Source organism: Paenibacillus litoralis, from assembly GCF_046244365.1.
Lineage (GTDB): Bacteria > Bacillota > Bacilli > Paenibacillales > NBRC-103111 > Paenibacillus_V.
Genome location: NZ_CP176395.1, coordinates 7,913,426 through 7,928,009 on the forward strand (window position 1 = coordinate 7,913,426; position 14,584 = coordinate 7,928,009).

Sequence of the window (14,584 nt, forward strand, 5' to 3'; positions counted from 1 at the left end):
ATGACACGCGGTTCATTTTACAAGCCCATTTCTTACTTAAGCTCAACTCGCATTCCGCGCCGCGCTAATGTCACGCCCCCCGGCAGCGGATAGGCTTCCCGGACATCGACGCCGTGCGACAAATGCGTCAGAATAACCCGCTTCGGCTTCGTCTCGGCGATCAATTCGAACGCTTCGGTCATGTCGTAGACGGAACGAGTGCTCACCGGCGCTTCCTCCCGGTAAAAGTTCGTCCCCAGCACCAGCAGATCGAGACCTTTCAGCGGCGTTTTCTCGTCCCCTTGCAAATTGATCGCGTCGGAGCAGTACGCCCAAGCATATCCGTCCTTCTCGAACCGGTACGCATACGAAAAACCGTTCTTCCCGTGGCACACCTTCCACGGCATAATCCGCCAGCCCCCGAACGTCATGCCGCCGTCATTCTCGTGAAAATGAAAATGTCTGTCCAGCCAAGGAAACTGCGAGCCGATCGTTTGCAGCACCTCCGCCGGCCCATACAGATTTCCTTTGACGCCTAGCCAGCGGCATGCATCCGCCCATTCCGGCAGCCCGCCTATATGATCGAAATGCGCATGCGTCACGAGCGTATGACCGATCGTTTTGCAGCCGATCGCTTCCATTTGACGAGCCCAATCGGGTCCGCAATCGAGCAGCAGCTCGCCGCCCTCGCTATGAATCATGACCGAGGAGCGAAGCCGCGCGTTCAAGCCGGACGACCTGGCTTCCTCGCACACCCCGCAATCGCAGTACACGCGGGGAACCCCCATCGAATCGCCGTTTCCCAGAAACGTGAAGCTTTCCATCGCCATGTCCCCTCCGGTCTCTCGCTGCATCTTTTTTTTTCGAAATAGGTTTCCACTCTGCTGCGGGAAAATCCTTTATTTTTCACAAAATCGCACGGAAAGATGGTATCATCTTGAAAACGGCCGAAGCCTCAGCCAGGAAATGGGAGGTAACGCAATGCAATACGCCATCGAGCAAGCAACGATCGAGCACAAACTCGTTCTCCGGCATTTGCTGGAGCTGTATCAGTATGACACAAGCGATTACGACGCGTTGAACGTCGATCCGCACGGGCTTTACGGTTACCGCTATTTGGATCATTATTGGACGGAGCCGGGACGGTTCGCTTTCCTGCTCAAGGCGGACGGCCATTGGGCGGGCTTCGCGATGGTGCGCGAGATCGGAGAGGAGCGCGGCGAAGCGGTCTTCCATTCGATAGCGGAATTTTTCGTCATGAAACATTATCGGCGTAAAGGATTGGGCGAGCGGCTGGCGACGGCGCTGTTCGACCGGTTTCCCGGCACGTGGAAGGTGAGGCAGACGGAAGCGAATGCGCCCGCCCAGACGTTCTGGCGTTCCGTCATCGGACGTTATGCGAGCGGAAGCTATACGGAAAGCCGGGAGAGCGGCTGGGAAGGCCCCGTTCAAACGTTCGTCAGCGGGGCCAAAGCGGACCGGACGGGCGGCGCATTCGCTTACCGCGCGCCGGCAGCCGCCCAAACGACCGCGACCATTCCCGCCAAGCTTAAGCCTTGGGACGAAATCCGTATCGTCGCTCCGTCCAAAAGCATGTCGCGCCTCGTCCCCGAACATATCGCGCTCGCCAAGCAGCGACTCGAACAGCTCGGCTTGCGCGTCTCTTTCGGCAAACATGCCTCTGACAGCGACGCCTTCGACTCCTCGCCGATCGAAGCCCGTATCGCCGACCTGCACGAAGCCTTCCGCGATCCGAACGTCAAAGGCATTCTTGCCGTTCTCGGCGGCGAGAACAGCAACCAGCTGCTCCGGCACCTCGACTATGACCTGATCCGCGACAATCCGAAAATGTTCTGCGGATATTCGGACATTACGGCGCTCGGCAATGCAATGTATGCCAAGTCCGGACTCGTCAGCTATTCCGGGCCCAACTTCTCGAGCTTCGCCATGCCGGAAGGACTGTCCTATACAAGAGAAAGCTTCGTCCGCTGCGTTATGCAGGAAGCGCCCTTCGAAATCCGGCCGGCGAGCACATGGAGCGACGATCCGTGGTACCGGTCGGATGCCCCCCGAACGTTCATTCCGAACGGCGGATGGACGGTCATCCAGCCCGGCGAGGCTGCCGGTACGATCATCGGCGGCAACCTGTGTACACTCAATCTTCTGCAGGGCACCGAATTCATGCCGTCGCTCGACGGAGCCGTACTATTTCTGGAAGACGACTATATCGTATCCCCCGAAACGTTCGACCGGGATCTTCAGTCGCTCATCCACCAGCCCAGCTTCGACGGGGTGAAAGGAATCGTCATCGGCCGCTTCCAGATCGGCTCCCGCATGACCCCGGACAAGCTTGCGGCCATTATCCGCAGCAAAAAAGAATTGTCCGGCATTCCCGTCATCGCCGATGTCGACTTCGGCCATACGACGCCGCAAATCACATTCCCTATCGGCGGCACGGCAGCCTTATCCGCTTCCGAAGAACCGGACGGCACGAAGCTTACCGTCATCGATCATTAACGAAGAGGAGCTGTTTACGGCTATGAGCGCAAACGCAACGATTATTTTGACCGATCTGGACGGAACGCTGCTGCGTTCGGACGCGACGCTTTCCGCCTACACGGTGCAAACGGTGACCGCAGCCATACGGCGGGGCATCCCGGTGAGCTACGCCACCGCCAGAAGCTATACGAGCTCGACCAGCGTCGTTTCCGCCATTCCTTGGAACGCCCCGATCGTGCTCTATAACGGGGCACTCTTGTTCGATCCGGTCCGCAAGCAAGTACTGGAGGGGTTTTGGCTGGAGCCGGCTCTATCGAACGCCATTATCGAAACGGGCAAAAAACGGCGGCTTACGCCCTATTTGTTCGCGCTGGACGAGACGGATACGGAACGCGTCCTGCACGAGCCGCTCGTTCGCCGGGGAGAGAAGCAGTTTTACGACAGCCGCCCGGGCGATCCCCGCTTCCGGGAAGTGGCCGCTCTGGCTTGTCCGGACTCCTTCCGGACGCTCGGCCTAACGTATATAGGATTGCAAGAGGAGCTGGAGCCGCTGCGCCGGGAGCTCGAGGATACGTTCGGAGACCGTTTGCATCTTCATTACACGAAGGACAACTACATCGAAAACCATTATTTCCTTGAGGCCAGCCATCCGCAAGCGAATAAACGCGAAGGGGCGGCCTTGTGGGCGCGGTATATGAACGTCGACCCGGCTCATATTACGGCGTTCGGCGACAATCTGAACGATATCGGCCTATTCGAAGCGGCAGGAACCCGGATTGCCGTCGCCAATGCGCAGGAGAAACTGAAGCAAATGGCGGACCGGGTCGTCGAGAGCAACGACGAAGACGGCGTAGCGCGTTACATCGCCGCGCATATGATTGGCGTCTGAAAGAAAGAACGTATTAGACAGGGTAAGTAAACTTTAACTCCGTTCTAAGGCGACGCTTACGTTCCAACACAGACGCAAAAGCCCCAAGGATACGTTTCCGTTTACCTTGAGGCGTTTTGCCGAAAATAACGAACTCTCGGAAGCTGTCGATTCATTGGGGAGAATAGGCAACACTCCTCGATAGCGGATTTTGGAGGCCTTAATTGCCGCCAAGTATCCCGCAACGGAATCATAGCGCCTTTTCGGATCGTTATTTATCGCCAAATGTACCGATAATGATCCATTTTCACCCGATAACGCCTCCAAAATCCGTTATTTCTTTAAATATATCTATTTCCCTTTAAATAACGTCCTCAAAGTTCGCTATGCCAAATGAGGGTTTCATTTTTTGACTTACATTGTGAGAATGGCATGCTTCCTACACAATGAATCGACAGCTTCTCTCGTTCCGTAATGCGGCGATTTACCCGTTCGAAGGAAGAAATAAGGGACTGGCTTTCCGCTCATTCCTCATTAAAGCGCCGTCCTGCACATTCTTTTTCAGCAGACCCGCTCCCGACAATATCCTCATGAGATAGAAAAAAGGTACCGTCTCCTCCATTTTCTTAAGGGACAGTACCTTTCTAGAAGCTTGCGGTTATTTGTTCGTTACGGATTGATCAGCTTCCCGTATCGAAGGAAGCGTTCCAGGATCGTCACCGCTTCGGCGCGCGTTGCCGTTGCTTTGGGAGCAAGCTTGTCTGCCACCGCTCCTTCAAGCAGCTTCTCCGAAACTAGCATCGCCATCGACTCCTTCGCCCATCCGGCGATCTCTCCCGCATCGTCAAAGCGGCGTGCCAGCTCGGCAGGCTCCGCTTGCGGACGCATGTCAGCGAAAGCCATCGCCCGTTCGATCATGACGGCCATTTGCTCGCGCGTAACCTGAGCCCCGGGCTGGAACGTTCCATCCGGCATCCCGTCAACCAGCCCGAGCTCGCTAGCCGCCTGCACCGCTTTCGCGAACCAGTCGTCTGCCTGAACGTCCGAAAATACGGCAGGCTTAGAGGAATCGCCGATGCCCAGAGCTCTTACGAGCAATGCCGCAAATTCGGCTCTCGTTACATGGCCTTCCGGTTCGAAGGCGTTCAAGCCGGCGCCGTTTACGATTCGTTTGGCAGCCAGATGCTCGATCGATTGCTGCGCCCAATGGCCGTTAGCATCCTGGAAGGCCGGACTGGATGAAACGATCATGTACGTTTCGTTCGTACGATGCTTGATCAGAGCGACCGTTCCGCCGTCAGCCGTGCTTTGGAAGACGGAAGGAACGAAGCGAAGCTCCCTCGTTATCGGATCGACCGCTACTACCGTCGAGTTTCCGGGATCGATCTTGGAGGACACGGTTACTTTCTTGTAGATAGCCCCGTCCGCGAAGCTTTCCAAGCTCGCCTGCTTGCCGTTTGCGGCAGCGGTCACGGCGAAAGCAACCGGATCGGCCAAGGGGACGATTCCTTCCGCAGTCATCGCGCTGCGTTCTTTCACCGAGAACAAGCCTTGCATGAACTGCGTAGTCACTACTACCCGTATGTCCGAAGCCGGGGCGTTCAGCGAAGCCTCCAGCCGGGCAATGGAAACGGAACGGACCGGCAGCTCGACAGCCGATTTGCCCGATTGAATGCTGACAATGGCGTTCGGTACGGCAGCCTGGGCGGCCTTCAGCGATTCGGCCGGAAGCTCTACCTTAGTCCCTGCGTTTCCGGGAGCCGAGATCGAAACGATCAAATCCTTCTTCCCTTCGGCGGAACGATCCTTCAACGCTTGAAAGGCTTTGGAAAGCGCCGCCTGATCGACGGCTACTTTCGTAAATGCCTTACCGCCCTCGTTCACTTCCGAAACGGACAATACCGATGGCGGAATGGTTGCGGTAATCGACGTTCCGTTCACGGAAACCGCCGGCAAGCTTGAATCGGCGGGCGGGTTCGTGCCGCCGGCCGATCCCGAGCCGCTATTCCCTGAATCTCCCGGGTTACCGGTACCTCCGTCATCGCCCCCGTTATCCCCGGGCTCCCCCGGATTGCCGCCCCCTCCCCCGTCTGCCTTTTTCTTGACGGTGAACGATTGACTGGACAATGTTTGCTCCGTGCCGCCTTGACCGGCAATCACGGTATACGGCCCGGGCATCGCATCCGCAGGCAGCGTAATGGCATCCGCAAAAGCCCCCTTTTCGGCTTTTACGACATCGATATACAGGACCGTCCCGTCCGGCCGGACAATCTTCACCACAACCTCGTTGAACGGCGAGGTTCCGGACAGCTTCACGGTATCTCCGGGATATTTCACCGCAGCATCCAGCTTCAAAGCCGGCGGTGCCTCCGCCCCGGCCGAAACCGGAACGGACGCAAGCAGCAAAGCCGCCAGCACGAAGGAAACGACGTTTTTCTTGCTCGCCAAGGAAATCTCCTCTTTCTTCATTGGTCTAGGCTGCGCAAGCCCGGTTATTTCAACGTTACGGGCTCCGCAAGCACCGTACCCGCATTCGTCAAGTCGGCGCTGAAATCGGATAGCACCAAGACGTTAACTTGATAGCCGTCCTTGCGGTTGACGTTGAACTTCGCGTTAAACGTACCGCCCTCGGCAGGGATTTGCGCCCGGTAGGCGGATATGCTGACCGGCGTATCTCCCTTCATCAGCTGGAAGACGACAACGGCCGTATTCCGGTCGGCTGCCGGCTTAACCGTTACGGTCGCGTCGACATGCGCCGTGTCGGCTGCCAAAGATGCGCTCTCCACTGCAAACGGATGCGTAACCGGCGGCACCACGACAATCTTATCGTTCAGAGCGGCCTCGGCGTAGGCAGCCGATTCTTTGCCCGAGCTTTGGGAATACGCAAGCAGCTTGGTCGCGCCTTCCGGAATCATCGTACCCGCAGGAAACGTGTAGACGACATTCCCGCCTGTTTTGGCAGCCGAAGCAATTTCCGTAAGCCCGGACAGCTTTCCGCTATCGTCGCCCCAAAACAGCGCATACCGGTCGATGTTCCCTTCGTAAGTAGCCTGCGTGATCGTCACGTCGCCGCCAATCTTGCCCGCATTCGTATCCGTATCGGTAAACGTCAATGCCTGCGGAGCTTCCAGCTTGTCCGCGATTTCGAACGTCACGCGGCCCAGCTCGAGATTGTCGTTATTCGTTCTGTATTCCGCTTCGCCGACATAAACCGCGTCGTACTTGCCCGGCGCCAGACTCAAGCCGCTGAACGTCATCGTTCCGTCATGCTGTTTGACGGTGTTCGTTTTAAGCTTCGCGATAGCCGGAACGTTTTTGCCGAGCACCGTCCCGGCCGGGAAAATGCCGATCCAGTCTTCTCTGACCGAGCCGGTGTAAGCGACTTGAACCGCTTCGCCCGGACGATACGTTTCTTTAACCATACGAACAGTCGGATTGCCCAAGTTCAGGTCCGGATCGGTGGCCGGGTCGACAACCGGTATTTGCGCCGGAATGCTCACCTCGTATTGGGCGTTTGCGATCCAGCGGTCATTCTGAAAATCTCTTCCTTTTACGAGCACTTTATCGTCGTATACTTCCACAAAGTAACCTTGGCTGCCGGCTTTCTCCGTGTTGCTGTCCGTCCAAAGGTACGAAGTCGCCGCCGCGTTGAACATCGTTGCGTATTTCGCGTTGTACATCGTATCTTTCGCTCCGAGCTCCCAGTGCGTGTGGCCGCTGAACAGGATGGACTGGGGATGCTTGGCCAGAATCGTTTTCAATTCCTTGTCCTGCCTTACGCCGTACCAATAATTGCTTTTAAGGTAACCGTCGTTTGCGCCCGCCACCGTATTTTTCAAAGGCTGGTGATGGAAGATGAAGACCGGCTTGTCCTTGGATTCGTTCTCCGACAGCTTGGCGTCAAGCCATTTCAGCTGTGTTTCGGACAGGTACGAGTAGTCTTTCAGGCCCTTTTCGGTCCCGAGGAAAATGAAATGATACCCTTTGATCCAAAAATCGTAATAGCTCGACTTCATATTCGTGTATTTGGCGAAAAGGTCCGAATACTTGCTCCAGTCGCCCCAGCGGACGTCGTGGTTGCCTTGCACGAAATGCGTTTCCGGCAGATCGTTTTTATACAGATTGAAAATTCGGCTCAGCTCCAAATATTCCGCTTCGCTGCCGTTATCCGTATTGTCTCCGACCGCCATGAGGCCGTCGCTGTCCGGATTCAAGGCGATCATATCCTTCAGCGCGTCTTCAATGTTTTTGTTATGCGCATGGTTCTTGTTCCCGGTTATGTGCATGTCCGTAACGACTTCGAAGCTGACCTTCGGCTTCTTCGCCGTTAAGCCCGGGATCGCCGTTTCAGCCCCCGTTGCGGTTTCGCCTGCGGCAGAGTTCGAATAAGCCAGCAGCTTGGTCGCACCGTTCGGAATGGCCGTATCGGCCGGGAACGTATGGGTCGTGTACGTCGCGCCGGTTACGGTCGGCGGCAGAGCGGCAATGGCCGGTTGTCCGTTCAGCTTGCCTGCGTCATTGCCCCAGTACAGCGTATAATTCGTCACATTGGATTGATCGGCGGGGCTCTTGATCTTCACATCGCCTGCCACCTGATCGGCATCCGCATCCGTATCGGCAAACGATAGCTCGGTCGGAGGGCTCAGCGTGATGACGGAGAAAGGCACTCTTTGGAAAATGTTATATCCGTCGTTCTCCATGTACAACGCTTCGTATTTTCCGGCAGGGAGCGCCTTCGTAAAGCTCAATTTGCCGTCAGGCTGGCTCGCCGCGCTCGTATAGCTCCAAGTAAGGGAAGGGTTGCTGCCCTTCGGAATGGCCCCTTCCGGGTAGAGACCGATCCAATCCTTCAGGGAAGCACCCGTGTAGGACAAGGTAACCGGCTGGCCGTTCACGTAGGCGGGCTTATCCATCGTAACCGTCTGAGCTGCGGCAGTAGCCGGTTTACCCGGGATAGCCTGAATGATCGCCGTAAGGGCGAGCGTAATGCTGAGCGCGATGGACATCGTTTGGCGAGTGGATCTCATCGTAACCTGCACCTCTATTCGAATAGAATTTTAAATGAACTCTAGCTTTCGTTTACTGTACTTTGCCGCTCATTTTAAGACCGACGACGCCGATCACGATCAGCGACACCCAGAGCAGTTGATTCAGATTCATCGATTCTTTGAACAGGACAAAGCCGACAAGCGTAATCAGGACGATGCCGACGCCCGACCAAATCGCGTAAGCGACACCGATCTTCATATAGGACAGCGCGAAGTTAAGCAAGGTAAAGCTGCAGCCGTATAAAACGAACATCAGCACGGACGGCCATAATTTCGTAAAGCCTGCGGACAGCTTCATGGAAGTGGTGCCCGCTAATTCAAACAGGATGGCAAGCAGCAGCAGCGTCCATCCCAAGCCGCTTTCAACCTTCATGCACGAACGCCTCCAAATGAAGCTGGGCGTACGCAGACACCTTCGCCATCGCATCGCTTAACGAACGCTCGTCGTTAAGCGCCTCCGCACCGACGATGCCTATCGTTACGGCAGCCCCTGCGGCATTCCCCATCTGCATATCGCCGTTGGTGTCCCCGATTACAGCCACCTCGGCCGGCTTCAAGCCCAATTCTCGGCAAGCTTTCTCGACCATGTCCGGATAGGGCTTCCCCCGCTCCACCCGGTCGTTGCCGACAATCGTTCTGAAAAAAGGGCGGATGCCCATCCATTCCAGATGCTTCGCCGCGTCCGCCGTTTCATCGGCCGTTACGATACCCATGCTTAAGCCCTGGTTATGGCATTGCCTTAAGAACGGTATCAATTCAGGCAAAGGATAAGCAGGACGAACCTGCTCCATCTCCTCATCGGCGAGACGCTTGCTTTCCCGTGCCAGACGCATCGATTCCCCCCAAGGAAGCCCCAGGCGATATCCTTGCCAGGCTAGGACCGCCAGCAGATCCCCCGTCGACCCCATCGCTAACGGACCGCTTCGGCTGTAGTCGCTGACGCGGCCCGAAGCATCGTGAACCGTTCCCCACAGCTCGGGGAGAGGCGCGATCTTTTCGTTTCCGCGGGGAAGCAGGCTCGCATAATGACGGTACACGGATTCGCTCCAGTGGCCCCATAGACTAATAAAATCCAGCAGCGTCCCGTCCTTGTCGAATAAAATCCCTTTTACCGGGTAACGCAGCTTGTTGACGATCAAATCCGGCATTCCGATCTCTCCCGCACTTAGTTTGACGAACTACTACCCGTCTTTCCTGACCAGAAGCCCTTCCGTTCTTCTGCGCATCTTTCCGGACAACCCCATGACGGCCGTTCGAACCAACAGATTGGTCAGTATGATTAACGTAGACATGGCTGCAGCCGGAGCGATATCGCCCGAATCCTCCATATTGACGATCGCCACCGCGGCCGGCTTCAGGTCGGGTGCATACAAGAAAATAATCGCCGATACCGTCACCATGCTGTTGATGAAAAAGTAAATGAACACTTCCAGAATCGTCGGCAGCGAAAGCGGCACGGTTACCCGAAGCAGCGTCCGGTACCAAGGCACGTTCATCGATTCCGAGGCGGCCTCGAACTCGCTGTCCAGCTTCTTCAGCGACGAAGTCATCGTCAGGAAGGAAACCGAGTAAAAATGCACGATGTTGCACAAAATGACGATCCAGACGGTTCCGTAAATCCCATGCAAGGGCTGGTTCGGGTTGTTAAAAAAGAAGACGTAAATCAGACCCAGCACCAGTCCCGGCAGCGCAAGCGGCAGCATAGACAGAAAATAAGCGGCATGGCGCAAAACCGTATAGCCTCGCGATTTCTCGATGAGATACGCGAACATAAAGGTAACCAAAGTGCCGAAGCATGCAGTGCCTGCCGCAATGATCAAGCTGTTCGCGAACGGCCCTGCTCCTTCGAATAATCCCTCGTAGCGGGAGAACGAGATCGACAGGTCATAAGGCCATACTTTCACCAAGGATCCGTAAACGGCGACGAGCAGGATGCCGAGGATGACCGCCGACACGATGGAGCAAAGCAGATAGAAGAAAGCATCTCTGCGCCCATTCTCCCCGATCCGGTAAGGCGTCGATTTCGCGCTCAGCCACCCGCTCTGCTTGCGCTGGGAGATGCGGTCGATAACGAAGGAAATAACGGCCGGGATGAGCAGCAGCACGCCGACGGCCGCACCCATTTGCATATTTTGCTGACCGATGACCTGCTTGTACAAATCCGTCGCAAGAACGTTGTACTGCCCTCCCACGACCTTCGGAGCTCCGAAATCGGTAAACGTTAAGACAAAACAAACGAAGATTGCGCTAATCAACGCAAACTTCACGCTCGGTACGGTTACCGTCCGGAACGTCCGCCATTGGGAAGCGCCGAGCGTTTCCGCCGCTTCATACAGCCGATAATCGGCGCTCGCTAGCGCAACCGACAGGATCAGGAACGCTTGCGGAAACGTATATAACACTTCCGAAATCACGATGCCTGTCGGTCCGTAAAGCGGAATGCGAAGCTCGGGGAGCAGCCCGAAGAAGCCGGTCGAAACAAGCCCTTGATTGCCGAACAAGTAGACCAGCGCCAGTCCGTGCAGCATGGAGGGCGCGAACAACGGCAGCAGCGCAACGGACCGGAAAAACCATTTGCCGCGAATACCGCTTCTCTCCAGCGCGTAAGCAAACCCGAAGCCGAGCGTCACGGCGATGAACGTAGTAAGCGCAGACACCTTGACGGAATTCCATAACGAAGCAACCAGAGCGGGCGTCGAGAAATAGCGGACGAAGTGAGCCGGTCCGACAAATCGCCCGTCTTGGTCGGTGACCGCCTTCATCGCGAGTTCTCCAAGCGGAAGAAGGACCGCGGCCAGCAGCACTAACGTCATCGTGACGATAAGCATGCTTCGGCTCCAGGAGCCGGCATTCGGCTTCATTCGTTTGATCCGGATGTCCATAGCCGTCGTCCCCCCTTACACGCCAACCGCATGCCGGGCAGACGGGTCAAACCGGATCATACGCTCGGACGGGAACGTGAAGAGAATTTTCCGGTCCATTCCGACGTTTAAGGACGCCATGGCATGCGCCGGCACGTCGATCGTAACGAACTGCCGAAGCGGAGCATCCTGTGCGCTCAGCAGCTCGGCAACCAGGCGATAATGCGTCCCCCGGTACTCCAGCTCCCGTACGACACCTTGTTTCATCTGCCCATGTCCTTCCCGCACCAGCTGGACATGCTCCGGACGGATCGCTAGCGAAGCGCTGCCGTGCCGGTCCTCGTCCCTCCCGATAAAGTTGACGGCTCCTATGAAATCGGCGACGAAAGGCGTTGCGGGCTTCTCATACACGTCCTCCGGCGTACCGACTTGAACAATGCGCGACTTGTTCATAACCACGATGCGGTCGGCCATCGTCAGCGCTTCATCCTGATCGTGCGTCACCATGATGGTCGTCATGCCGAACTGCCGGTGCAGACGGCAAATTTCACGCCGCAGCTTGACGCGGACCTTGGCATCGAGCGCGGATAACGGCTCGTCAAGCAGCAGACAATCGGGCGAGAACGCCAGCGCCCTCGCGAGCGCGACCCGCTGCTGCTGGCCTCCCGACAGCTGCGCAGGGACCTTGTGGCGCTGCTCGTCCAGCTCCACCAGTCCGAGCAGCTCCTCCACCCGCTCGGCGATTTGCGCCTTGGACAAGCGGTTTCGCAGCCCGTACGCGATGTTCTCGCCGACAGATAGATTGGGGAATAGGGCATACGATTGAAACATCATCCCGAAGTTCCGTTTCCCTGCCGGCACGGCCGTGATGTCTTTGCCCGCAATGGCCAGCTGCCCCTGATCCGCCTTTTCCAGTCCCGCCAGAATGCGGAGCAGCGTCGTTTTGCCGCAGCCGCTCGGCCCCAAGAGGCAAATGAACTCATGCTTGTCTATATCCAAATGAATGTCCTGCAGCGCCGTTTGCTTCCCGTATTGCTTGGCGAGATTGCGCAGCGATAAATAGCCTGGCTTCATGGCTAATGCCCCTTTTTTTCTATTGAAATCCTCATCGGCTCCCTCACCTGGGAAGGATGCCTTCGGCATCCCGTCCAAGACGGAAGACGAGCTTACTTTTTCGGCTCCGCCTTGGACCCGTACTTCTTCTCCCACTCCGCAAGCACGGCGTCGCGATCCCGAGCCGCTTGATACAAATCGAGCTTCGCCAGCTGCGATACCGGATCTTTACTGTAGCCCTCGGGCGTTTGGCCGCCTTCCTGCTTGATGCTCAAGATCGCGTAGTTTTTGTTGTATTCCTTCATCGGCTCGTCGCTGATCGCCCAATCGAGGAACAATTTCGCTTCCGGTTTGATTTCCTTCTTCTTCACAAGCGCGTTCGCTTCCATATCCCAGCCGGAGCCTTCTTTAGGGAAGATCACCTCGACCGGGGCTCCCTTTTTCTTCTCCAGAATGCCGCTGTACCCATACGAAATGCCGATCGGCGCTTCGCCGGAGGCGGCCATCTTCGCGGGCTTAGAGCCGGAGTGCGTGTACACCATCATATTTTCGTGCAGCTTGTCCATGTAAGCCCACGCCTTTTCTTTCCCGTAAAGCTGGTTGAGCGCGTTTACCGTCAAATATCCCGTTCCAGAGGAAGCCGGATGCGGCATGGCGATCAAGCCTTTGTATTCCGGCTTCGCCAGCTCCTCGTAAGTTTGGGGAACCGCCAGCTTGCGCTTGTCCATCTCCGCCTTGTTGACGATGATCGCCGTCTCCCAAATGTCGATGCCCACCCATTTCGGGGGATTCGCTTTATCCTTGAACTCGGGCAGTACCCGTTCTACGCCTTTGGGGGCATAAGGCTCCAGCATGTTCCGGTCGTCCATGGCAAGCAGGCTCGTCGCAGCCAGTCCCCAGACGACATCCGCTTGAGGATTCTCTTTCTCGGCAATCAGCTTCGCCGTCATGATGCCTGTCGAGTCGCGGACGATGTTGACCTTCACATTCGGATTCTGAGACTTGAAAGAAGTTAAATAAGTCTTGATCTGCTCCTCTTCCATCGCCGTATACACGTTGATTTCGGCCGGCTTGCCGGAAGCCGCGGACGTCGGACTAGGTTGGCCGCCGCCTGCTGCCCCTCCTTCTTGCTTCCCTGCGCCGCATCCTGCCAATAAGCCCGTAACGACCAGCATGGCCGCCATCGATTTCCATTTCCAATTGATTTTCACTGTTTATTCTCCTTTTTGGCTTTGCTGAGGTAGTAGTTACTATTGTTCAAAAATTGTTTAATTTATCTAATATACCTCCTGTTTATTCCCACATTTCATATTCTGTACAAAATTTATTGTACATTCGTTTTGCTTTCCATGTGTCAAATGACTGTTAACTGAGCATTAAGATTATGTAAAGGCCGTTTTCGCTGCATAATTCGCCAACTTAACGGTCTTTTTGCTATAATAGAAGGGAATGATTCAAAATATATTGAACATATACAACGAATCCTAGGAACGGTTACGGGGGAAGGGAACGGTCCGATGTCCCATAGCGAGGAAAGTCAGAACGCCGAACGGCGGCTTCGCATCAGAAGCAATATGATCGAAGCCATAGCGGAAACGATGGATTTATACGGCGGCACGCATTCGTCAGGCCAGCTGTACGGCATCATGTTCTTTGAGAACCGGCCCATGACGCTCGACGAGATGAAAACGCAGATGAACATGAGCAAAAGCAATATGAGCTACGCCGTAAGAGCGCTCGTTGAATCCCAGATGGTCAAAAAGCTGGACGAAAAGCAGGAGCGCAAAGAGCTGTACGCCGCGGAGGCCGATTTTTTTCTGGCGTTTCAAAATTTCTTCTCGCATAAGCTGCAGCGCGAAGTGGATGTGATGACGGAGGCGATCGACCAGGCTCTCCCCGAGTTAACCGAGCTGATTCTTGAAGAGCATATAGCCGATGAGGAACGGAAGCTTGCGCTTCAGGATCTGCATAAGCTCCGGCATGCGAAAAAATATTACGAGTGGCTGCAGCAGTTTGTCGACACGCTGCGCCGAGGGGAATTTTTCTTGGACAGCGCCGCTGAGAAGTGAAAGCTGATAGTGCTATAGAAGGCGTTCTTTGCAAAACAACAAAAAGACCATTCGCGAGCTTCATCTCACGAATGGTCTTTTGTTGCGGCTGGAGGAATACCGATCGTTTACTGGGCTAACGTTCTGCGATAGCTGAATCCCTCATTAGAAAAATGAGAACGTCCCTCTCATCTTGGACCGCAGGTACCCTCTCCTTGGTCTCCCGAA

11 protein-coding genes and 1 pseudogene are annotated in these 14,584 nt (G+C 55.8%); 4 read left to right on the forward strand and 8 right to left on the reverse strand.

Annotation, left to right across the window (positions count from 1 at the left end):
* Window positions 1-32 precede the first annotated feature (32 nt).
* Window positions 33-803, reverse strand: coding sequence for an MBL fold metallo-hydrolase (locus ACKGJP_RS33225; protein WP_409343010.1), 771 nt, complete (start codon window positions 801-803; stop codon window positions 33-35).
* Window positions 804-960: 157 nt separating this feature from the next.
* Here ACKGJP_RS33225 and ACKGJP_RS33230 point away from each other — a divergent pair.
* From ACKGJP_RS33230 to ACKGJP_RS33240, 3 genes and pseudogenes are all read left to right on the forward strand, one after another.
* Window positions 961-1,347 (forward strand): annotated as a pseudogene (locus ACKGJP_RS33230) (GNAT family N-acetyltransferase); the annotation flags it as partial.
* 168 nt (window positions 1,348-1,515) lie between these two features.
* On the forward strand, window positions 1,516-2,496 hold the full coding sequence (locus ACKGJP_RS33235; RefSeq protein WP_409347325.1) for a S66 peptidase family protein: 981 nt from the start codon (window positions 1,516-1,518) through the stop codon (window positions 2,494-2,496).
* A 22-nt stretch (window positions 2,497-2,518) separates the two neighbouring features.
* Window positions 2,519-3,367 (forward strand): HAD hydrolase family protein, encoded by an 849-nt coding sequence (locus tag ACKGJP_RS33240; protein WP_409343011.1) that lies wholly within the window; start codon window positions 2,519-2,521, stop codon window positions 3,365-3,367.
* A 648-nt stretch (window positions 3,368-4,015) separates the two neighbouring features.
* On the opposite strand, the gene ACKGJP_RS33245 is transcribed toward ACKGJP_RS33240, so the two are convergent.
* The 7 genes from ACKGJP_RS33245 to ACKGJP_RS33275 all read right to left on the reverse strand — a co-directional run bounded on the left by ACKGJP_RS33245 (window position 4,016) and on the right by ACKGJP_RS33275 (window position 13,492).
* A complete protein-coding gene (locus tag ACKGJP_RS33245; protein WP_409343012.1) occupies window positions 4,016-5,794 on the reverse strand; it encodes an S-layer homology domain-containing protein in 1,779 nt (592 codons plus the stop codon).
* A 44-nt stretch (window positions 5,795-5,838) separates the two neighbouring features.
* A complete protein-coding gene (locus ACKGJP_RS33250; RefSeq protein ID WP_409343013.1) occupies window positions 5,839-8,373 on the reverse strand; it encodes a metallophosphoesterase family protein in 2,535 nt (844 codons plus the stop codon).
* Window positions 8,374-8,425: 52 nt separating this feature from the next.
* On the reverse strand, window positions 8,426-8,767 hold the full coding sequence (locus ACKGJP_RS33255) for a DMT family transporter (RefSeq protein ID WP_409343014.1): 342 nt from the start codon (window positions 8,765-8,767) through the stop codon (window positions 8,426-8,428).
* Complete coding sequence (locus ACKGJP_RS33260) at window positions 8,757-9,542, reverse strand: HAD family hydrolase (RefSeq protein ID WP_409343015.1); 786 nt, start codon at window positions 9,540-9,542, stop codon at window positions 8,757-8,759. The genes ACKGJP_RS33255 and ACKGJP_RS33260 overlap by 11 nt, the downstream gene beginning before the upstream one ends.
* A 33-nt stretch (window positions 9,543-9,575) precedes the next feature.
* Window positions 9,576-11,276 (reverse strand): putative 2-aminoethylphosphonate ABC transporter permease subunit, encoded by a 1,701-nt coding sequence (locus ACKGJP_RS33265; RefSeq protein ID WP_409343016.1) that lies wholly within the window; start codon window positions 11,274-11,276, stop codon window positions 9,576-9,578.
* A 15-nt stretch (window positions 11,277-11,291) separates the two neighbouring features.
* Window positions 11,292-12,329 (reverse strand): ABC transporter ATP-binding protein, encoded by a 1,038-nt coding sequence (locus tag ACKGJP_RS33270; protein WP_409343017.1) that lies wholly within the window; start codon window positions 12,327-12,329, stop codon window positions 11,292-11,294.
* A 92-nt stretch (window positions 12,330-12,421) separates the two neighbouring features.
* Window positions 12,422-13,492, reverse strand: coding sequence for a putative 2-aminoethylphosphonate ABC transporter substrate-binding protein (locus tag ACKGJP_RS33275; RefSeq protein WP_409347326.1), 1,071 nt, complete (start codon window positions 13,490-13,492; stop codon window positions 12,422-12,424).
* Between the two features lie 333 nt (window positions 13,493-13,825).
* Here ACKGJP_RS33275 and ACKGJP_RS33280 point away from each other — a divergent pair, with 333 nt between their 5' ends.
* Window positions 13,826-14,377 (forward strand): GbsR/MarR family transcriptional regulator, encoded by a 552-nt coding sequence (locus tag ACKGJP_RS33280; protein ID WP_409343018.1) that lies wholly within the window; start codon window positions 13,826-13,828, stop codon window positions 14,375-14,377.
* The last annotated feature ends 207 nt before the right edge of the window (window positions 14,378-14,584 follow it).

Bases quoted from the DNA above. Each gene is read 5' to 3' on its own strand.
- ACKGJP_RS33260 (WP_409343015.1), bottom strand. From the start codon at position 9,542: ATGCCGGATTTGATCGTCAACAAGCTGCGTTACCCGGTAAAAGGGATT.
- ACKGJP_RS33280 (WP_409343018.1), top strand. From the start codon at position 13,826: ATGTCCCATAGCGAGGAAAGTCAGAACGCCGAACGGCGGCTTCGCATC.
- ACKGJP_RS33265 (WP_409343016.1), bottom strand. From the start codon at position 11,276: ATGGACATCCGGATCAAACGAATGAAGCCGAATGCCGGCTCCTGGAGC.
- ACKGJP_RS33270 (WP_409343017.1), bottom strand. From the start codon at position 12,329: ATGAAGCCAGGCTATTTATCGCTGCGCAATCTCGCCAAGCAATACGGG.
- ACKGJP_RS33275 (WP_409347326.1), bottom strand. From the start codon at position 13,492: ATGGCGGCCATGCTGGTCGTTACGGGCTTATTGGCAGGATGCGGCGCA.
- ACKGJP_RS33240 (WP_409343011.1), top strand. From the start codon at position 2,519: ATGAGCGCAAACGCAACGATTATTTTGACCGATCTGGACGGAACGCTG.
- ACKGJP_RS33250 (WP_409343013.1), bottom strand. From the start codon at position 8,373: ATGAGATCCACTCGCCAAACGATGTCCATCGCGCTCAGCATTACGCTC.
- ACKGJP_RS33255 (WP_409343014.1), bottom strand. From the start codon at position 8,767: ATGAAGGTTGAAAGCGGCTTGGGATGGACGCTGCTGCTGCTTGCCATC.
- ACKGJP_RS33225 (WP_409343010.1), bottom strand. From the start codon at position 803: ATGGAAAGCTTCACGTTTCTGGGAAACGGCGATTCGATGGGGGTTCCC.